The sequence below is a fragment of the Pseudomonas sp. CYM-20-01 genome (genome assembly GCF_023169845.1).
Lineage (GTDB): Bacteria > Pseudomonadota > Gammaproteobacteria > Pseudomonadales > Pseudomonadaceae > Aquipseudomonas > Aquipseudomonas azotoformans.
In genome coordinates this window covers 2,350,308-2,369,906 of record NZ_AP025169.1, presented here as the reverse complement: position 1 = coordinate 2,369,906, position 19,599 = coordinate 2,350,308, and the positions used below count along the sequence as shown (strand labels likewise).

The window sequence follows — 19,599 nt, the reverse complement described above, 5'->3', positions numbered from 1 at the left end:
GCGATTTAAAAACGACATCGACATGAAACTGTCATCCATCGAGCCTAGATTGGCTCAGGTATTGCTCTGACCTAGACCAACAACACCGCAGAAACAACCGCCGCGTTGAAAACGCCCAAAGGAGCTTCGGATGAAACAGCTTTTCCTGGCATCACTGTTAGGCTCGACCATTGCCATGTGCACCGCCGCCATGGCCGCTGATACCGATCTAAAAACCCTGGAAGCTGCCGCCAAGGCAGAAGGCGCTGTCAACAGCGTCGGCATGCCCGATGACTGGGCCAACTGGAAAGGCACCTGGGAAGACCTGGCCAAGACCTACGGCCTCAAGCACATTGACACCGACATGAGCTCGGCCCAGGAAATCGCCAAGTTCAAGGCTGAGAAAGACAACGCCAGTGCCGATATCGGCGACGTGGGCGCGGCGTTCGGTCCGATTGCGGTGAAGCAGGACGTCACCCTGCCGTACAAACCGTCCACCTGGGCCCAGGTCCCGGATTGGGCCAAGGACAAGGACGGTCACTGGGCCTTGGCCTACACCGGCACCATCGCGTTTATCGTCAACAAGAAACTGCTGCACGGTTCTGACGTGCCCACCAGCTGGGCTGACCTGCAAAAAGGCAAATACAAAGTTTCCATTGGCGACGTGAGCACCGCGGCGCAAGCGGCCAATGGCGTGCTGGCGGCCGCCATTGCCAATAAAGGTGACGAAAAGAACATCGCCCCTGGCCTGCAATTCTTCACCAAGATCGCCCAGCAAGGCCGTCTCTCGCTGTCCAACCCGACCATCGCCACCATGGAAAAAGGCGAAGTCGAAGTGGGCGTGGTCTGGGACTTCAACGGCCTGAGCTACAAGGCCAAGATGGCCAACCCGGATGACTACGTGGTGCTGATTCCATCGGACGGCTCGGTGAAATCCGGCTACACCACCATCATCAACAAATACGCCAAACACCCGAACGCCGCCAAGCTGACCCGCGAGTACATCTTCAGCGACGCCGGCCAACTCAACCTGGCCAAAGGCAATGCGCGTCCGATCCGCGCTGAAACCGACCTGAAACTGCCGGCCGAGATCGCCAAGAACCTGATTCCGGGCGAGCAGTACACCAAGGCCAACCCGCAGCCGATCAAGGATGCCGATGCCTGGGAAGCCACGTCCAAGAAGCTGCCTCAGTTGTGGAACGAGCAAGTCATCGTAGAGATGAAGTAAGCCTGCCACCTCACACTGGACTCCACTGGAGATCCAATGTGGGAGGGGGCTTGCCCCCGATGGCGGTGGATCAGTGACAGGTATTCAAACTGACACGCCGCTATCGGGGGCAAGCCCCCTCCCACACTTGAACCCAGATGCACCAGGAATATTGAGTCAAGTCCATCGTTGCGGAGCGCCTCCCCCCATGAAGCACAATGTCATCCTTGTCGTGCTCGACGGCCTGAACTTCGAGGTTGCGCGGCACGCCATGGGGCACTTGCAGGCCTATGTCGGCGCAGGACGCGCAGCCCTGTACAAACTGGAATGTGAACTGCCCGCCCTGTCCCGCCCGCTGTATGAATGCATCCTCACCGGCGTACCCCCAATCCAGAGCGGTATCGTCCACAACAACGTCTCGCGCCTGTCCAACCAGCGCAGCATTTTCCATTACGCCACCGACGCCGGCCTGACCACGGCAGCGGCGGCTTATCACTGGGTCAGCGAGTTGTATAACCGCACGCCCTTCCTCGCCGCCCGCGACCGTCATACCGACGACACGGCGCTGGCGATCCAGCACGGGCATTTCTACTGGAATGACCACTACCCGGACTCCCACCTGTTCGCCGACGCCGAAAGCCTGCGCCTCAGGCACGCGCCGAACTTCCTGGTGGTGCATCCGATGAACATCGACGACGCCGGCCACAAGCACGGCCTCGACACTCCGCAGTACCGCAACAGCGCACGCTCGGCCGATATCATCCTGGCCGACTACCTGCACACCTGGCTCGATGCCGGCTACCAGGTGCTGGTCACCGCCGACCACGGCATGAACAACGACCGCTCCCACAATGGCCTGCTCCCCGAAGAACGCGAAGTGCCGCTGTTTGTGCTGGGCGCTGCGTTCAGCCTGGACACCCGCGCCGCACCGAAACAGACCGAGCTGTGCGGCACCGTCTGTGAGCTGCTGGGCGTACCCCACGACAAACCTGTATGCCGGGAGCTGTTGAAATGATCCGAGGCAAATGGCTAGCGCTGCTGTGCCTGGTACCTTTCGCGCTGTTCTTTATCGTGTTCGAAATCGCCCCGCTGGTGTGGGTACTGATCAACAGTCTGCAAACCGAAGAGGCTGGCTGGGGCCTGGAAAACTTCACGCGCATCTTCAGCTCGAAGTTCTACCTGCAAGCCATTCAGCTCAGTTTGGAGATCAGCTTCTACTCCAGCGTGTTCGGCATCATCATTGCCACGCTGGGGAGCTACTCGTTGCGCCGGGTAGATTCGCCACTGCGCAACTTCGTCACTGCCTTTGCCAACATGACCAGCAACTTTGCCGGCGTGCCCCTCGCCTTCGCCTTCATCATCCTGTTGGGCTTCAACGGCAGCATTACGATCATGCTCAAGCAGGCCGGGATCATTCAGGACTTCAACCTGTACTCCAAGACCGGCCTGATCATCCTCTATACCTACTTCCAGATTCCCCTCGGTGTACTGCTGCTGTACCCGGCCTTCGATGCGCTGCGTGAAGATTGGCGCGAGTCGGCGTCGCTGCTGGGCGCGAACGGCTGGCAGTTCTGGCGGCATATCGGCCTGCCGGTGCTCACTCCGGCCCTGCTCGGCACCTTCGTGATCCTGCTGGCCAACGCCCTTGGCGCCTACGCCACGGTGTATGCGCTGACCACCGGCAACTTCAACGTGCTACCGATCCGCATCGCGGGCCTGGTCTCCGGTGACGTGTCCCTCGACCCGAACCTGGCCAGCGCCCTGGCCGTGGTGCTGGTGGCGCTGATGACCGTGGTCACCGTGGTCCATCAACTGCTGCTCAAGAGGAGCTACCATGTCTCGCGCTGAAGCCGGCCCGGCCTCCCTCTACCACCGCGTGGTGGTGTGGCTGTTATTTGCAATCCTGGTGCTGCCGTTGGTGGGCACCTTCGTCTACTCCATCGCCAGCAGTTGGTCGGCAACAATCCTGCCAGCTGGTTTCACGGTGAAATGGTACGTGCAGCTGTGGAGCGACCCGCGCTTCCTGATGGCCTTCGGGCAATCGCTGCTGGTGTGCGTGGGTGCGCTGGTGCTGTCGGTGGTGCTGATTTTGCCGCTGTTGTTCGTGGTGCATTACCACTTTCCCAAGCTCGATGCGCTGATGAACATCCTGATCCTGCTGCCCTTCGCGGTACCACCGGTGGTGTCGTCGGTGGGCCTGCTGCAACTGTATGGCTCCGGGCCCTTTGCGATGGTGGGCACGCCGTGGATTCTGATCGGCTGCTACTTCACCGTCGCGCTGCCGTTCATGTACCGGGCGATCACCAACAACTTGCAAGCGATCAACCTGCGCGACCTGATGGACGCCTCCCAACTACTCGGCGCCAGCACCTGGCAGGCGGCGATCCTGGTGGTGCTGCCGAACTTGCGCAAAGGCTTGATGGTGGCGCTGTTGCTGTCGTTCTCGTTCCTGTTCGGCGAGTTCGTGTTCGCCAACATCCTCGTGGGCACCCGCTACGAAACCCTGCAGGTGTACCTGAACAACATGCGCAACAGCAGCGGCCACTTCACCAGTGCCGTCGTGATTTCCTACTTCTTCTTTGTGCTGGTGCTGACCTGGGCCGCCAATATCTTGAACAAGGACAAAAGCCAATGAGCTTCGTCAGCGTCCAACACCTGCAGAAAGGCTACGCCGGCACCCCGGTGTTCAGTGATATCAACTGCGAAATCGCCAAGGGCGAATTCGTCACCCTGCTCGGCCCGTCCGGGTGCGGCAAGTCCACACTGCTGCGCTGCATCGCCGGGCTGACCTCGGTCGACAGTGGCAAAATCCTGCTGGATGGGCAGGACATCGTCCCGCTGAGCCCGCAGAAACGTCATATCGGCATGGTGTTCCAGAGCTATGCGCTGTTCCCCAACATGACCGTGGAACAGAACGTCGCCTTCGGCCTGCGCATGCAGAAGGTCAACGCCGACGACAGCCACAAGCGCGTGCAGGAAGTGCTGCAACTGGTGGAACTCAAGGACCTCGCCGGCCGCTACCCGCACCAGATGTCCGGCGGCCAGTGCCAGCGCGTGGCCCTCGCCCGCTCCCTGGTCACGCGCCCGCGCCTGTTGCTGCTGGATGAGCCGCTGTCGGCACTGGACGCACGGATTCGCAAGCACCTGCGCGAGCAGATCCGCCAGATCCAGCGCGAGCTGGGGTTGACCACGATCTTCGTGACCCATGACCAGGAAGAAGCCCTGACCATGTCCGACCGGATCTTCCTGATGAACCAGGGCAAGATCGTGCAGAGCGGCGATGCCGAGACTCTCTACACCGCGCCGGTGGACGTGTTCGCCGCCGGGTTCATCGGCAACTACAACCTGCTGGATGCCGACAAGGCCACCCAGTTGCTGCAACGCCCGATCAACAGCCGCATCGCCATTCGCCCGGAGGCCATCGAGCTGAGCCGCAATGGTGAGTTGGATGCCCTGGTGCGCAGCCACAGCCTGCTGGGCAACGTGATCCGCTACCGCATCGAAGCACGTGGCGTGGAACTGGTGGTAGACGTACTCAACCGCTCGGCCGACGACCTGCACCCGGACGGGCAACGCCTGGCACTTTCCATCGACCCCAGCGCCCTGTGTGAAGTAGCCTGAGCAGCGACGATTTATTGAGAGAGCATGACGGATGGCATTGGTAATTTTTGATCTGGACGACACACTGATCCACGGCGACTGCGCCACCCTGTGGAGCAAGCAAATGGGCAGCCTGGGCTGGGTCGACCCTGAGTCGTTCATGCGCAGGAACGACGAGCTGATGGACGCCTACAGCCAGGGCCAGTTGAAGATGGAAGACTTCATGGCTTTCAGCCTCGAACCGATGATCGGCCGCACACCGGAGGAAATCGAACACCTGGTGGAGCCGTGGGTCGAGGACGTGATCGAACCGCTGATCTACAGCGACGCCACCAAGACCATCGCCCGCCACCGTGCGAATGGCGACCGGATCCTGGTGATCTCCGCCTCCGGCACGCACCTGGTTACACCGATTGCGGCACGAATCGGCATTGATGAGGTGTTGGGCATCAACCTTGAAGTGAAGCACGGCGTGTACAGCGGCCATACCGAGGGTGTATTGACCTACCGTGAAGGCAAGATCACCCGCTTGCTGGAGTGGCTGGAGCAGGAAGGTGAAACGCTGGACGGCGCGTATTTCTATTCGGATTCGCGCAATGATTTGCCGTTGTTACTGAAGGTGGAACATCCACAGATAGTGAACCCGGATCCGGTGTTGCGCGAGCATGCCGAAAAGGCCAGCTGGCCGATCCATCACTGGGTCTGATTGAGCCGAGATCAAAAATGTGGGAGGGGGCTTGCCCCCGATGACAGTGTGTCAGATGAAGAATTCTTCACTGTCCCACTGTCATCGGGGGCAAGCCCCCTCCCACATTATTAAACGCATTACAATTCAGCTCAGGCTTTCGTCAATCACCAACACCAACTTCCCGGAAATCCGGTTGGTCGCAAGCTCGGCAAATGCCGCTTCGGCATCCTTGATCGCAAAGGTCCTGGCCAACTGCGGGCTCAGCCGCCCTTCAACAAACAGCGGCCACACATGCTGGCTCAAGTCGCTGAACAGGTCGGCCTTGAACTGATCACTGCGGCTGCGCAAGGTCGAGCCCAGCAACTGAATGCGCTTGCCCAGTACCTGGGCCAGGTCCAGTTGCGCGTCACGCCCGCCCATCAAGCCGATCAACACCCAACGACCATCGAGGGCCAGCAGCTTGAGGTCCAGTGCCGCATAGTTGCCACCGACCGGGTCGAGGATCACATCGAACGGCCCGAAATCCCGCAGCCCTTCGATGCCGTCGGTACGCACCACGCCGCCCTGTGCGCCGAGCTCCTCGCAATAGGTCAGGCGCTCAGCCGAGCCAACGCTGACCCAGCACGGACTGCCAAACGCCTTGCACAGTTGAATCGCCGCCGAGCCAACGCCACTGGCGCCGGCATGCAGCAACACTTTTTCGCCAGGCTTGAGGCCCGCCAACTGAAACAGATTGAGCCACGCCGTGCTGTACACCTCAGGCAATGCCGCGGCTTCAATCAGCGACAATCCTTCCGGTACCGGCAGCACATGCCGCGCATCCACCACTACTTCTTCGGCCATGCCGCCACCGGCGAGCAGTGCGCAAACCCGGTCACCGACTTGCCAGGAAGAACCGGCACCCACTTCGCTGATCACCCCGGAACACTCCAGGCCCAGCACGTGGCTGGCACCCGGTGGCGGCGGATAGAGCCCCGCACGCTGTAATAAATCGGCGCGATTGAGGCCCGCTGCCGCCACACGAATACGAACTTGCCCTACATCGCAAGTAGGACTGGGTTCTTCCAACCACTCCACATGACCGTCAACGCCTTGCAATGCTTTCACAGTGCCTCCATAGTGAGTCTGGACTGAGCCCGTAGCTGTATCGCCGGGCTTTTTGCATTATGCGACCGGACCATATGGAACCGGCTCCCTCAAAGACGGCCTAATATGCGTTATCAATTGCCCCCGCGTCGAATCAGCATGAAGCATCTGTTCCCCAGCACCGCCCTCGCTCTATTCATTGGTCTCGGCTTCGCGTCGATGTCGACCAATACGTTCGCAGCCAACAGCTGGGACAATCTTCAACCTGATCGCGATGAGGTGATTGCCAGCCTTAACGTCGTCGAGTTGCTCAAGCGTCATCACTACAGCAAGCCGCCGCTGGACGACGCTCGCTCGGTGATCATCTACGACAGCTACCTCAAGCTGCTGGATCCGTCGCGCAGCTACTTCCTGGCCAGCGATATCGCTGAGTTCGACAAGTGGAAGACCCAGTTCGACGACTTCCTCAAGAGCGGCGACCTGCAGCCCGCGTTCACCATCTACAAGCGTTACCTGGACCGCGTCAAAGCGCGTCTGGACTTCGCCCTGGGTGAGCTGGGCAAAGGTGTCGACAAGCTCGACTTCACCCAGAAGGAAACCCTTCTGGTGGACCGCAAGGACGCGCCTTGGCTGACCAGCACCGCCGCGCTTGACGACCTGTGGCGCAAACGCGTCAAGGACGAAGTGCTGCGCCTGAAGATCGCCGGCAAAGAGCCCAAGGCCATCCAGGAGCTGTTGACCAAGCGCTACAAGAATCAACTGGCGCGCCTGGACCAGACCCGTGCCGAAGATATCTTCCAGGCCTACATCAACACCTTCGCGATGTCCTACGACCCGCACACCAATTATCTGTCGCCAGATAACGCAGAAAATTTTGATATCAACATGAGTCTGTCGCTGGAAGGCATCGGTGCCGTCCTGCAAAGCGACAATGACCAGGTCAAGATCGTGCGCCTGGTACCGGCAGGCCCGGCCGACAAGACCAAGCAGGTCGCTCCGGCCGACAAGATCATCGGCGTGGCCCAGGGCGACAAAGAGATGGTCGACGTGGTCGGCTGGCGCCTGGACGAAGTGGTCAAGCTGATCCGTGGGCCGAAAGGCAGCGTGGTGCGCCTGGAAGTGATTCCGCACACCAATGCACCGAACGACCAGACCAGCAAGATCGTGTCCATCACCCGTGAAGCGGTGAAGCTCGAAGACCAGGCCGTGCAGAAGAAAGTCCTCAACCTCAAGCAGGATGGCAAGGACTACAAGCTGGGCGTGATTGAAATCCCGGCCTTCTACCTGGACTTCAAGGCCTTCCGTGCCGGCGACCCGGACTACAAGTCCACCACCCGCGACGTGAAGAAAATCCTCACCGAACTGCAGAAGGAAAAAGTCGACGGCGTGGTCATCGACCTGCGCAACAACGGCGGCGGCTCCCTGCAGGAAGCGACCGAGCTGACCAGCCTGTTTATCGACAAAGGCCCGACCGTGTTGGTCCGCAACGCTGACGGCCGTGTCGACGTGCTGGAAGACGAGAACCCGGGCGCCTTCTACAAAGGCCCGATGGCCTTGCTGGTCAACCGCCTCTCGGCCTCGGCTTCGGAGATTTTTGCCGGTGCCATGCAGGACTACCACCGCGCCTTGATCATCGGTGGCCAGACCTTCGGCAAGGGCACCGTGCAGACCATCCAGCCGCTGAACCATGGCGAGCTGAAACTGACCCTGGCCAAGTTCTACCGGGTTTCCGGGCAGAGCACCCAGCACCAGGGCGTACTGCCGGACATCGATTTCCCGTCGATCATCGACACCAAGGAAATCGGCGAAAGCGCCCTGCCGGAAGCCATGCCGTGGGACACCATCCGCCCTGCGATCAAGCCGGCGTCGGATCCGTTCAAACCGTTCCTGGCACAGTTGAAAGCTGACCACGACACCCGCTCCGCCAAGGATGCCGAGTTCGTGTTCATCCGCGACAAGCTGGCCCTGGCCAAGAAGCTGATGGAAGAAAAAACCGTCAGCCTCAACGAAGTGGACCGCCGCGCGCAGCACGCCGACATCGAAAACAAGCAACTCGTACTGGAAAACATCCGCCGCAAGGCCAAGGGTGAGGATCCACTCAAGGAGCTGAAGAAAGAAGACGAAGACGCGCTGCCGGCCGAAGCGGAAAAAACCAAGCCGGAAGACGACGCTTACCTGGCCGAGACCGGCCGGATCCTGCTGGACTACCTGAAGATCAGCAAGCAGGTGGCCAAGCAGTAAATGATGGCGATTTAATGTGATCGCTCCCTGGAGTGTCATCATATAGACATCATTCTGTCGTGAAATGAAGGACCGCAGGTTTCAAGCCAGCGGTCCTTTTTTTTCGATCGAGATCGCCATGACCATGACCGAACAGCTGAATGCACTGGGCTCTATCCTGGCTCAAGGCAGTTTGCACAGCCTGTTCCAACCGATCATTTGCCTGTCTGAACGGCGTATTCTCGGCTACGAAGCCCTCAGCCGCGGCCCGTCCAACAGCCCGCTGCACTCTCCCGTCGCCTTGTTCTCCGTGGCTGGCCAGGCCGGACGCCTCAGCGAACTGGAAATGGCCTGCCGCGAAAGCGCTTGTCGACGCTTCAGCGAGCAGAAGCTGCCGGGCAAGCTGTTCCTCAACGTCTCGCCGCAATCGCTGATGGAAACCGCGCACCAACCGGGGCGCACCCTGCAACTGCTGCACGACTACGGCATTCCACCGAGCCAGGTGGTGATCGAGCTCACCGAACAAACCCCCACCAATGATATCGACCTGTTGCAAACCGCCCTGCACCACTACCGCAACATGGGGTTCTCGATTGCCCTGGATGACCTCGGTGCCGGCTATTCCAGCCTGCGCTTGTGGTCGGAGCTGCGCCCGGATTACGTGAAGATCGACCGACACTTTATCGACGGCATCCATCAGGATGCGCTCAAGCGCGAGTTTGTCGGCTCCATCCTGCAGATCGCCAAGGCGTCACGCGCCCAGGTGATCGCCGAAGGCATCGAGTTGCCCGAAGAGTTGGCGGTGCTGACAGAGATGGGCGTAGACCTGGTCCAAGGCTACCTGCTGTGCCGTCCACAGGAGCAACCGCCGCAGGAAGCGCGGCTGATGCTGCCCAAGCCCGACAGCGCCAACGTGGCGCTGAACGAGGAAGGCAGCGACCTCAGCGCCCTGCTCAGCGAACAGCCGGCAGTGGACCAGGACACCGCCACTGCCCAGGTGCTCGAAGCGTTCCGCCGCCAGGCCAACCTCAACTCCCTGGCAGTGCTGGACGGCCGTGGCCACCCGGTCGGTATCGTGCACCGGCATTCGCTGTCGGATGCGCTGCTCAAGCCGTTCGCCACCGACCTGTTTGCGCGCAAGCCCATCAGCCGCTTGATGAGCACCGACTTCCTCGCGGTGGAGTTGAGCCAGTCGCTGCAACAGGTCAGCCGCCTGCTCACCAGCCGTGCGCGGCAACGCATCGAAGAAGATTTCATCATCACCCTCAATGGCGATTACCTGGGCCTGGGCCGGGTGATCGATGTGCTCAAGCTGATCACCGAGCTGAAGATCCAGCAGGCGCGCTACGCCAATCCACTGACCCTGCTGCCCGGCAACGTGCCGATCCAGCAGTGCCTCACACGCCTGCTGCAACAACAGCGCGAGTCGGTGATCTGTTACGTGGATATCGACAGCTTCAAGCCGTTCAACGATATCTACGGCTATGGGCGTGGCGATGAGGTGTTGCTGTGCCTGGCGCAGTGCCTGAACGACCGCGTCGATCCCAGCCGCGACTTTGTCGGGCATATCGGCGGCGATGACTTTTTGCTGGTGCTCGGCCCGCAGGACTGGCGCAAGCGGCTCAACCAACTGCTGGATGACTTCCATACCCAATGCCGGCGCTTCTACCGCGCCGAGCATCTGGAGGCCGGCTGTTTCGTGGCATTGAACCGCCAGGGCGTGCGCCAGGAGTTTGCACTGCTGTCGCTGTCCATCGGCGTGGTGCATTTATATCCACAGGCCTGTGGACAACTCGATGCCAGCCAGTTGGCGGAGTTGGCGTCGCAGGCCAAGCACCATGCCAAGGATATGGCCGGCTACAGCATCCATGTGATCGACAGCATGGACGCACTCTCCCAGGCGCTTTAGGCCTCGGCGGACTCGGGATACTCGTATTCAAACACCCGCACCACTTCCGACGCGTGCCAGGAGGCGGCGGCCACGCCATCGGACGGCCCGCTGAAACGCCCCAGGCGCTCCACACACTCGAAGAAACCGGTACGCGGCAAACGGCTGGCACCCTGGCTGATCACCAGCGAGCTGCGCAATGGCTGCTCGGCCTTGGCGTCCAGCGCCGCCAGGTGTTCCAAGGCGGCGGCCAGGGTCTGCATGGCCGGGGTGGGAAATTGCAGGCGCTCCAGCAGCGCACGGTAAGTCAGCAAATGGCGCTGACGGCGCGCCTGGTCCAGTTCGTTGAGTAATCCATCCCAGTGTTGACGGCTGATACGTAGGCTCAAGATTCATCCCTCCAACCTGCAACGCCCAATTCCCAGGCCAGGCTGCGGCGGATCGCGGCATCCGGCTGGCGTTCACCACTTTCAATCAATCCAAGATATGACGGGCTGATGCCCACGGTGCGGGCCAGGGTCTCGATCGCCAGGCCCTTGGCTTCGCGCAAGCCGCGCAGGTCGGCGAGCGGGCGCAGGTCCTGTGCAGGGGCGGCTTGGGCAGTCGATGAGGAAGGAGGTAGCGTAGTCTGTTGCTGACCGGCAGCTTTTAGCAGCGCCTGGTACTGATCCCATGGCAACACCGCATATTCGGGTTCGCCATTACGTGAAATTATCTGAATATCCATGACTGCCCCGTAGGATAACTGCACTTACTAAGTAAGCTCTTTCCTTAGGAGTGTAATCCTAACAGCCACAAAGGTCGCAGGGGATAGCCAAGTCATGGGTTTTTTTGCGGGTTTTCCTGGGCCAGCAGCGAGGGCGTCGCAGGCAGGCGCTCAACCACGGCGAGCTTTTCCGGGCGCTGGGCCTCTCGCCAGGCGCGAAACGCGCTCAGTTCACCGTCCAGGGTCTTCATGACCCATGCCAGCACAGCAATGTCATCGAGCATGCCGAACACCGGGATAAAGTCCGGGATCGCATCAATCGGGCTGAGGAAATACATCAGCCCCGCCACCACCGAGATCAGCGCCTTGGGGCTGATGGCCCGGTACTCACCGCGCCAGTAAGCCAGGCACAGGGCCTGGAGCAACTTGAGATCATCCTTGAGCTTGCCCAGGCGGTTGCCTTGGCTCGAGCCTTTGGCGGCGACCGCAAACAACAGCGTCGGCAAGCGCCCGCGACCCAGGAGACGTGCGGCCATGGGCAGGAAACGGGTGAAATTGAAGGGTGGTTTCATTCGTCACTCCAGTTCCAGGCGACATAAAAGGTTATCCACACAAATTGTGGATAACCTTGTGAACAGAGCCTATTTTCCGGGCTGAAAGCCACGTAGTACAAGGCTTGCAGTCAGATCGGGCGTTTTTTGCGCACTGAAAAAAAACCCAAGATTTCATTGACTTGGCGTTGATGTGCGGCTACCCGTACTCGAGTCTTATATCAGACTGTAACCGGCTGCAGACGTTCGTTTGAATTCGCCAAGCTCTAATGTGGGAGGGGGCTTGCCTCCGATGGCAATGGTTCAGCCACAGCATAAGTGACTGATCTACCGCAATCGGGGGCAAGCCCCCTCCCACATTCAGGTGCCTGCTGGCCCCAGAAACAACAACGCCCCGTCGAGACGGGGCGTTGTGTGTTCAGGCGCCGATTACTTCTTGGCGGCTGGTGCAGCAGGCGCGTCAGCCTTGGCTGGGTCCTTGATGGCCAGCAGCTCCAGGTCGAAGACCAGCACGGAGTTGGCTGGAATCGCCGGGCTCGGGCTCTGTGCGCCGTAGGCCAGGTCGGAAGGAATGTACAACTCGACCTTCTCGCCCACGTGCATCAGTTGCAGGCCTTCGACCCAACCCGGGATCACACCGCTGACCGGCAGGTCAATCGGGCTGCCGCGATCCACGGAGCTGTCAAAGGTGGTGCCGTTGGTGAGCTTGCCGGTGTAGTGAACAGTCACCACGTCGGTTGGCTTGGGCTGGGCGCCATCGGCCTTCTTCACGATCTTGTACTGCAGACCGGAAGCGGTGGTGACGACGCCGTCCTTCTTGGCGTTGTCTTCGAGGAATTTCTTGCCGGCGGCTGCCGACTCTTCGCTCATCTTGGTCATGCGTTCTTCAGCACGCTTCTGCAGTGCGGCAAACGCTTCAACCAGTTCGTCGTCTTTGAGCTTCTGCTCTTTCTTGCCAACGGCATCTTCGATGCCCTGGGCTACAGCTTTGGAATCCAGGTCATCCATGCCTTCTTGGGCAAGGCTCTTGCCCATGTTCAGGCCGATACCGTAGGAAGCTTTCTGCGCCGGGGTTTTCAGCTCTACGCTGGTCTGCGAATCACAACCCGCAAGTACCAGGCTAACCAGGGCCACCGCCGCCGCCAACCGATGCTGTTTCATGCTATTTCCTTGTTCATGCGCCAAAAGGGCATTCGAATAAAGTCGCGAGCTTATCAGGCGGCCACGACCAATGGCTACCGGCATGTGAGCAGGAAACTTCCGATAAGTTCACGTGTTTAAAAGCATTTTCATTCATGATGCAGGCCCGCGACGGATCGTGGGACCGCCTACTACCAGGCTCATGGCCACTTGCCGCCCCTGTGGCGTAGTGGCATAACAACGCGACAACTCGACAAGGCCGAGACAAGGATAGCCATCTTGCGCATTTTTACCCGTGTTTTACTCCTGATATTCACCCTGCTGGCCCTGGTGCTGGGCGTGGTGCTCTATTACACCATCAACCCCAAGCTGCCGGACTACGTGCCTGTGGAGCAGGTGCACTACCAGGACCAATGGAGTGCCACCGACCGCCAGACCTATTACTTCACGCCCCAGGGCACGCAAGTAAAAGGCCTGCACTACGACTGGTTCACCGCCCTCGAACTGCCGTTTTCCGAGCGACGTTTTGCCACGCCCGACTACCTGGCACGCTTCGGTTTCCTGGTCGACCCCAAGCAGGTGCCCACCACGCAGAACCCCGGCAACTTGCCAGTGGGTTTCGCCCGGCATAAAAACGCCGGCAGCAACGTTGAATACCTGGATATCACCTGCGCCGCCTGCCATACCGGCGAGCTGCACTTCAAAGGCCAGGCCCTGCGCATCGACGGCGGTTCGGCCCAGCATGTACTGCCCTCCAGCGTTCCGACCCTGCGCGGCGGCAGTTTCGGCCAGGCGTTGGTCGCCAGCCTCGCCGCCACCTACTACAACCCGTGGAAGTTCGAGCGTTTTGCCCGCCAAGTGCTCGGCGATCGCTACGACGCCGAGCACAAACAACTGCGCCAGGACTTCAAGCAATCGCTGAACCAGTTCCTCAAAGTGGCCTGGAACGACACTCATCGCGGCCTCTATCCCACCGAAGAAGGCCCGGGCCGCACCGACGCCTTTGGCCGTATCGCCAACGCCAGCTTTGGCGATGCGATTTCCCCGGACAATTATCGCGTCGCCAACGCGCCGGTGGACTACCCGCAGTTGTGGGATATCTGGACCTTCGACTGGGTGCAATGGAACGGCTCGGCCCAGCAACCCATGGCGCGCAATATCGGTGAGGCCCTGGGTGTCGGCGCCACGCTGAGCTTTTTCGATGCCGCCGGCCAGCCGCTCCAGGGCGATGCGCGTTACCCGTCCAGCGTCCGCGTGCGTGACCTCAACCTGATCGAAGAAACCCTGCAACGCCTCAAGCCGCCGACCTGGCCCGAGGACCTGTTCGGCGCCATCGACAAGCCCCTCGCCGCCCAGGGCCGTGCACTGTTCACCGAAAACTGCGCCGGCTGCCATGTGCCCAGTGTCACCCAGGAAAACGGCCGCCCGGTGCAGGCGCTCAAAATGCTGCCGGTGGACTACATCGGCACTGACCCTGGCACCGCCAGCAACATTGCCGACCAGCGCTACGACCTCAGCGCCCTGCAATGGGACCCGGCGGAACTGGCCAAACTCAACGTCGAGCTGCACCCGACGCCGACCGAACCGCTGGACCTGAAAAAAATGTCCGTGGCCAAGGGCCTCGCCTACGTCACCGCCTTTGTCGAAGAGCACGCCTACCGTGCCGCCGGCGTGACCCCGGCCGAGCGTCCGCGCCTGGATGGATACGGCTTGCCCATCGGCGTGCGCGAGCTGCGCGCCTACAAGGCACGGCCGCTCGCCGGCGTGTGGGCCACACCGCCGTTCCTGCACAATGGCTCGGTGCCGACGATCTACCAGTTGCTCTCGCCTCAGGACGAGCGCAGCACCACCTTCTATAAAGGCACCTTCAACTACGACCCGCGTCATCTCGGTTTCGAGACGGCGGCGTTCAAGAATGCGTTCCTGTTCGATACCAAAATCACCGGCAACCACAACAGCGGACATGAATTCCGTGCCGGCAGTCGTGGCAAGGGCGTGATCGGCCGTGGCCTGCTACCGCAGGAACGCTGGGCGCTGCTGGAATACCTCAAAGTGCTGGGCGGCCCGCTGGAGCAACAACTGCCATGATGATTCGATCCCCCTACGACCGACCTTCCCTGCTCGCCCGCCTGTGGCTGCGCATCGGTGCGTTTCTGGGCAAGACCTTGCTTTGGCTGGTGGGCCTCGGCCTGCTCGTCTGGCTGGGTGCCACCGCCTGGTATGCCTGGCAGCACAGCGGGCCGGTGTCGCCAAACGAACAGATTCCGCCCGGCGAAGCGGCGATGACCCAAGGAATCATCCAGACGGCGGTGCGCATCGTCGACCAACACCGCGAAGGCACGCGTTACCTGCGCGACGCCCACGCCAAGGCCCACGGCTGCGTGAAGGCCGAAGTCAGCGTAATGGCCGACCTCGATCCGGCGCTGCGCCAGGGCGTGTTCGCCGAGCCGGGCAAGACCTGGCAGGCGCTGATGCGGCTGTCCAACGGCAACGCGTACCCGCAGTTCGACAGCATCCGCGATGCACGGGGCATGGCCCTCAAGCTGTTGGACGTGCCGGGCAAGCAACTGCTGGCCGACCAGCAGACCCGCACCGAACAGGACTTCGTGATGTTCAGCCACCCGAACTTCTTTGTCAGTGATGTGGCGGAGTACGCACAGAACATCGGCGCCCAGGCGGATGGCAAGAAAGTCCTGGCGTTCTTCCCCAAGGTCGACCCGCGCACCTGGCAGGTGCGTCACTTGTTCATCGCCCTGGCGACCCTGGCGCCGGCACCGGCGAGTCCGACACAGACCACCTACTTTTCGGTCTCGCCCTACAAGTTCGGCACGGCCAACGCCAAGTTCCGCGTGGCCCCAGACCCGCAGAGTTGCCCGGAGTATGCACTGCCCAAACAGAACCAGGACCTGCCGAATTTTCTGCGCAGCGCCTTGAGCCAGCAGTTGTCCACCGATCGCGTGCCTGCGTGTTTCGTGCTGCAGATCCAGCGGCAGAACCCGCAGAAATTCATGCCGATCGAAGACACCAGCATCGAGTGGAAGGAAAGCGATGCGCCCTACGAAACCGTGGCCAAGGTGCGTATCCAGGCGCAGGACTTCGATACCCCCGAGCAGAACCTGGCGTGCGACAACCAGTCGTTCAACCCATGGTTCGGCGTAGCGGAACATCGCCCTATCGGCGGCATCAACCGCTTGCGCAAGGCGGTGTATGAAGCGGTCAGCGATTACCGCCACAGCCGCAACGCCCCGTAAAAAGTGCGTAACAATGGACCCGGCGGCGTAAGGATTGCGTCGGGTCTATTGAGCCACTCTCTCCCCGCCTCTACCGTGAAGACCTACTCCATCACCCGTAGGAAAACACCGTGGAAAGCTCAACCCTCGGCATGCTCGTACTCACCCTGATTGCGGTGTTCGGCACCGCGTCTTTTTGTTTCGAGCACTTGGCGACGCGTCAGAACCGGAAGAAAAAAACCGGCCAGCGTTGAGCTTCAGCCAGCTGACTCGGCCGCGGCGGTCTTGGCCAGTAACCATTGGCGAAAACTGCGCGCGGCCGACGGTGGGTTGCGGTGGTGGGGTTGCATCAGATGCAGGCGGCCGCGGCTGTGCATGGTATGGGGCAAGGCCATTTGCAGGCGCCCGGAAGCCAGGTCGTCCTCCAACAGACTCTTCCAGCCCAGTGCGATGCCGTGCCCCATCACCGCCGACTGCATCAGCAGTTGATAGCTGTTGGTCCGCAACGCGTGGCGCGGGGTGTAATAGTCGGCACCGGCGTCGGTGAACCAGTCGGCCCAGGTCAGCCAATCGTGGTAGTGATCCTCCACGATCAGCAAGGTGTGAGCGTGCAGCAAATGGTGTATATCGCGAATCGGGCCGTGGTGTTCGAGGTAGGCCGGGCTGCACACGGTGATGACCTGCTCGCTGTCGAACACCGGCGAGAGCTCGAGGCCGTGGGGCGCGGCCAGTTCATCCAGGTGATAGAACAGGCCCAGGTCATATTCACTGACGTCCAGATGGCTGGGGCTTTCGCTGCACAGGATGCGGATATCCAGGTCCGGGTGTTCGCGCTGGAATTGTGGCAACAGGCCGGCGAGCCAGATCGTGCTGATAGTGGGCGTGCTGGCCAGGGTCAACTGGCGGTCGGCGCCACGCCGGCGCAGCTCGGCGGATTCGCGATCCAGTTCGCGCAGTAGGCGCTGGATGGTGCGGAAGTAACGCACACCGGCGGGCGTCAGGCTCAGGCCCTGGGCCAGGCGATAAAACAATGGGCGGGCCAAGTCCTCTTCGAGGCGCTTGACCTGACGGCTGACCGCGCTCTGGGTCAGGTTCAGTTCATTAGCCGCCTGGGTAAAGCTCAAATGGCGGGCAGCCGCTTCGAACGTCTGCAAGCAGTTGAGCGGTGGAAGATCGACGTTTCGACGCGACATGAGCAGTTCCATTGGCAATGACGAGCCCGGGTTGCCCCAGGCCCGCAGCGATCACGATGGCAAGCATCCTGCCAGTTGCCTGCTTACAGCGCGACCCTCGCCACGCGCTTGCTCCATTGCCGACGATGTTCCAACTGGCCGTTTTCCCAGGCTGTCTGCTCCGCTTCGATGTAGAACCACTCGGCATCGGCATGCACGCTCAAGTGGCTGTCCACCTCCACGGCCCACTGGTCACGGCCGACGCGGTAGTGCCATTCGATATCCGCCCGCGTCGACAGCGGGTCCCAAGGCAAGGTGCGGTATTGCTCGGTGCAACGCTGGTCGACCGACAAGCCGTGATCGGTAAAACGCACCGCGCCCAGGTCGTCTTCGATCTTCACGCAGACTTCGCCACTGCCCACATCTTCGATCAGGGTGCGTTTCGGCGCAGCGGCGCGTAGGACTTCCATCGCCACTGGCGTCGCCGATTGCGGCGCCTCGAACGGGCAGTCCACCGCAGCGCCGGTGAACACCGGCAATTGCAGGCTTTGCAGGGTCGCCAGCAAGGTCAGGGTTGTCAGCTCGCGGCTTGGCCACAGCAACGGGAAACTGGCGGTGCTCAGGGCCAGACGCAGGCGGTAACCGGCCGGCAAGCGCAGGCCGATGTGGTCGAGGTTTAGATGTACCTCCATCGGTTCCCCCGGGACTACAGGTGTTACGCAAGAGAAGTCTTCACGCAGCGTGAGATTGAGCACGCCATAACTGATCTGCGTCACCTGCCCGTCCGGTGCCACGGCATTCAGCCTGGCGACCAATTGGCCGCAGGCCGTGTCACTCGCCAGGCGCAGCGTGAGACGGGCATCGCCCAACAACGCCAACGGCTCGGTCAGCGCTTGGGAATCGAAGCACAGCGAGTGGGCATCATCGCGGCGCTGATCCGTCGGGCCATCGGGGCCAAACCAGATGGCGCAGTATTCGCCCTGGTGCAGGCCCGTGGTCAGCGGCGAGCAAATGCTACGCGGTGTGACCAAGGGCTGTGCCCCAGGAGTCAGGCCATGTTCGCCCAGGCTGAAATCAGTCCATTGCACCTGTGGGTCCGGCCAGCCGGCGGTCTGTACCCAGATGCCCGGCCGTTCGGCATAACTGCCCCTCGGGGGCAGAATATCCTGTAGGTAAAAGGTGCACGCCGCGTCATCCATCACGCCGTTATCCACACCTTTGAGCCAGTGATCCCACCAACGCTTGGCCTCCTGCAGAAAGCCGATGGCTGGATTGGGCACGGCGAAGTGCGGGTATTTGTGAATCCACGGGCCGATCATGGCCTTCTTCGGCCCTGGCAGGTTTTCCATCAAGCGCGAGACGGTATTGCGGTAGGCGTCGCCCCAACCGCCGACCGCATACACGGCGGCCTTGATCTGCGCATAGTCCTCGCACACCGAGCCATGGCGCCAGTAGTCATCGCGGGTCTGGTGCTGCAGCCAGGTTTCGGCGAGCAACGGCATGGCGTCCAGGCGTTGTTGCCAGAGATCTTTCCAGTCATCGCCGACCAGCAAAGGGTCAGGCACCGCCGCGCTGAAGTTGAGCATGGTGGCGGCCCAACCGAAGTTCTCCATCAGCAGGTTGCCGCCCTTGTAGTGGATGTCATCGGCAAAGCGGTCATCGGTGGAACACAGCGTGATGATCGCCTTCAGCGCCTCGGGCTGGCGTGCCGCGACTTGCAGGCCGTTGAAGCCTCCCCAGGAGATGCCCATCATGCCGACATTGCCGTCGCACCATGGCTGCCGGCACAGCCAGTCGATCACTTCGAGGGCGTCCTCCTGTTCCTGCAACAGGTATTCATCGGCCATCAGGCCCTGGGATTCACCATTGCCACGCATGTCGACGCGCACGCACACATAGCCTTGCCCCGCCATCCACGGGTGGGTCAGCGCATCACGCACGGCGGTGCCATCGCGCTTGCGGTACGGCAGGTATTCCAGGATCGCCGGGAAGGTCTGCGGGTCGGCGACTTGCGGCAGCCAGATGCGGGCGGCCAGTTGGGTGCCATCCTTCAAAGGGATCAGGCAGTGCTCGATCTCGCGCACGGTGTAAGTAAACTCAGTGACGATTTCCATCAGTAACTCCAACAGCGG

Annotated in this window: 18 protein-coding genes; 11 read left to right on the top strand and 7 right to left on the bottom strand. The window is 61.2% G+C overall.

The annotated features are described in order from the left end of the window. The first annotated feature begins 130 nt into the window (after positions 1-130). The 6 genes from M2497_RS10795 (at position 131) to M2497_RS10770 (ending at position 5,492) form a co-directional block, all read left to right on the top strand. Positions 131-1,207 carry an ABC transporter substrate-binding protein gene (locus M2497_RS10795; RefSeq protein ID WP_248487361.1) on the top strand — a complete coding sequence of 359 codons (1,077 nt, stop codon included), beginning with the start codon at positions 131-133 and terminating at the stop codon, positions 1,205-1,207. 187 nt (positions 1,208-1,394) lie between these two features. After that, on the top strand, positions 1,395-2,201 hold the full coding sequence (locus M2497_RS10790; protein ID WP_248487359.1) for an alkaline phosphatase family protein: 807 nt from the start codon (positions 1,395-1,397) through the stop codon (positions 2,199-2,201). Then, positions 2,180-3,034: an ABC transporter permease subunit gene (locus M2497_RS10785; protein ID WP_248487358.1), complete on the top strand. Its 855-nt coding sequence runs from the start codon at positions 2,180-2,182 to the stop codon at positions 3,032-3,034. The genes M2497_RS10790 and M2497_RS10785 overlap by 22 nt, the downstream gene beginning before the upstream one ends. Continuing rightward, positions 3,021-3,821, top strand: coding sequence for an ABC transporter permease (locus M2497_RS10780; protein WP_071496161.1), 801 nt, complete (start codon positions 3,021-3,023; stop codon positions 3,819-3,821). Before M2497_RS10785 ends, M2497_RS10780 begins: the two co-directional genes overlap by 14 nt. After that, the gene (locus M2497_RS10775) at positions 3,818-4,807 is read left to right on the top strand and encodes an ABC transporter ATP-binding protein (protein ID WP_248487356.1); all 990 of its coding nucleotides are present in this window, start codon (positions 3,818-3,820) and stop codon (positions 4,805-4,807) included. Before M2497_RS10780 ends, M2497_RS10775 begins: the two co-directional genes overlap by 4 nt. Positions 4,808-4,838: 31 nt before the next feature. Beyond that, positions 4,839-5,492: an HAD family hydrolase gene (locus M2497_RS10770; RefSeq protein WP_248487354.1), complete on the top strand. Its 654-nt coding sequence runs from the start codon at positions 4,839-4,841 to the stop codon at positions 5,490-5,492. 126 nt (positions 5,493-5,618) lie between these two features. On the opposite strand, the gene M2497_RS10765 is transcribed toward M2497_RS10770, so the two are convergent. Beyond that, entirely contained in the window at positions 5,619-6,581 is a 963-nt protein-coding gene (locus M2497_RS10765; RefSeq protein WP_248487352.1) for a zinc-binding dehydrogenase, read from the bottom strand. Between the two features lie 138 nt (positions 6,582-6,719). Here M2497_RS10765 and M2497_RS10760 point away from each other — a divergent pair, with 138 nt between their 5' ends. Further along, entirely contained in the window at positions 6,720-8,801 is a 2,082-nt protein-coding gene (locus M2497_RS10760; RefSeq protein WP_172832123.1) for a carboxy terminal-processing peptidase, read from the top strand. A 118-nt stretch (positions 8,802-8,919) separates the two neighbouring features. Further along, positions 8,920-10,689 carry a bifunctional diguanylate cyclase/phosphodiesterase gene (locus tag M2497_RS10755; RefSeq protein WP_248487350.1) on the top strand — a complete coding sequence of 590 codons (1,770 nt, stop codon included), beginning with the start codon at positions 8,920-8,922 and terminating at the stop codon, positions 10,687-10,689. On the opposite strand, the gene M2497_RS10750 is transcribed toward M2497_RS10755, so the two are convergent. The 4 genes from M2497_RS10750 to M2497_RS10735 all read right to left on the bottom strand — a co-directional run bounded on the left by M2497_RS10750 (position 10,686) and on the right by M2497_RS10735 (position 13,086). Then, positions 10,686-11,057: a hypothetical protein gene (locus M2497_RS10750; protein ID WP_005786715.1), complete on the bottom strand. Its 372-nt coding sequence runs from the start codon at positions 11,055-11,057 to the stop codon at positions 10,686-10,688. The genes M2497_RS10755 and M2497_RS10750 overlap by 4 nt on opposite strands. After that, positions 11,054-11,395, bottom strand: a complete 342-nt coding sequence (locus M2497_RS10745) for a helix-turn-helix transcriptional regulator (protein ID WP_248487348.1) — start codon at positions 11,393-11,395, stop codon at positions 11,054-11,056. Before M2497_RS10745 ends, M2497_RS10750 begins: the two co-directional genes overlap by 4 nt. Positions 11,396-11,487: 92 nt before the next feature. Further along, positions 11,488-11,946, bottom strand: a complete 459-nt coding sequence (locus M2497_RS10740; RefSeq protein ID WP_248487346.1) for a YkvA family protein — start codon at positions 11,944-11,946, stop codon at positions 11,488-11,490. A 408-nt stretch (positions 11,947-12,354) separates the two neighbouring features. Next, positions 12,355-13,086 (bottom strand): FKBP-type peptidyl-prolyl cis-trans isomerase, encoded by a 732-nt coding sequence (locus M2497_RS10735; protein ID WP_028615781.1) that lies wholly within the window; start codon positions 13,084-13,086, stop codon positions 12,355-12,357. Positions 13,087-13,344: 258 nt separating this feature from the next. On the opposite strand from M2497_RS10735, the gene M2497_RS10730 reads away from it, so the two are divergent. The 3 genes from M2497_RS10730 to M2497_RS30665 all read left to right on the top strand — a co-directional run bounded on the left by M2497_RS10730 (position 13,345) and on the right by M2497_RS30665 (position 16,549). After that, complete coding sequence (locus tag M2497_RS10730) at positions 13,345-15,153, top strand: di-heme-cytochrome C peroxidase (protein ID WP_248487344.1); 1,809 nt, start codon at positions 13,345-13,347, stop codon at positions 15,151-15,153. Further along, positions 15,150-16,316 carry a catalase family protein gene (locus tag M2497_RS10725; protein WP_248487342.1) on the top strand — a complete coding sequence of 389 codons (1,167 nt, stop codon included), beginning with the start codon at positions 15,150-15,152 and terminating at the stop codon, positions 16,314-16,316. Before M2497_RS10730 ends, M2497_RS10725 begins: the two co-directional genes overlap by 4 nt. Before the next feature lie 110 nt (positions 16,317-16,426). Further along, entirely contained in the window at positions 16,427-16,549 is a 123-nt protein-coding gene (locus tag M2497_RS30665; RefSeq protein WP_255337134.1) for a hypothetical protein, read from the top strand. A 3-nt stretch (positions 16,550-16,552) separates the two neighbouring features. Here M2497_RS30665 and M2497_RS10720 read toward each other — a convergent pair whose 3' ends face one another. Both M2497_RS10720 and M2497_RS10715 read right to left on the bottom strand, forming a co-directional pair. Beyond that, on the bottom strand, positions 16,553-17,488 hold the full coding sequence (locus M2497_RS10720) for a LysR substrate-binding domain-containing protein (protein WP_248487340.1): 936 nt from the start codon (positions 17,486-17,488) through the stop codon (positions 16,553-16,555). Positions 17,489-17,571: 83 nt separating this feature from the next. Then, on the bottom strand, positions 17,572-19,581 hold the full coding sequence (locus M2497_RS10715; protein ID WP_248487339.1) for a CocE/NonD family hydrolase: 2,010 nt from the start codon (positions 19,579-19,581) through the stop codon (positions 17,572-17,574). Positions 19,582-19,599: the final 18 nt, after the last annotated feature.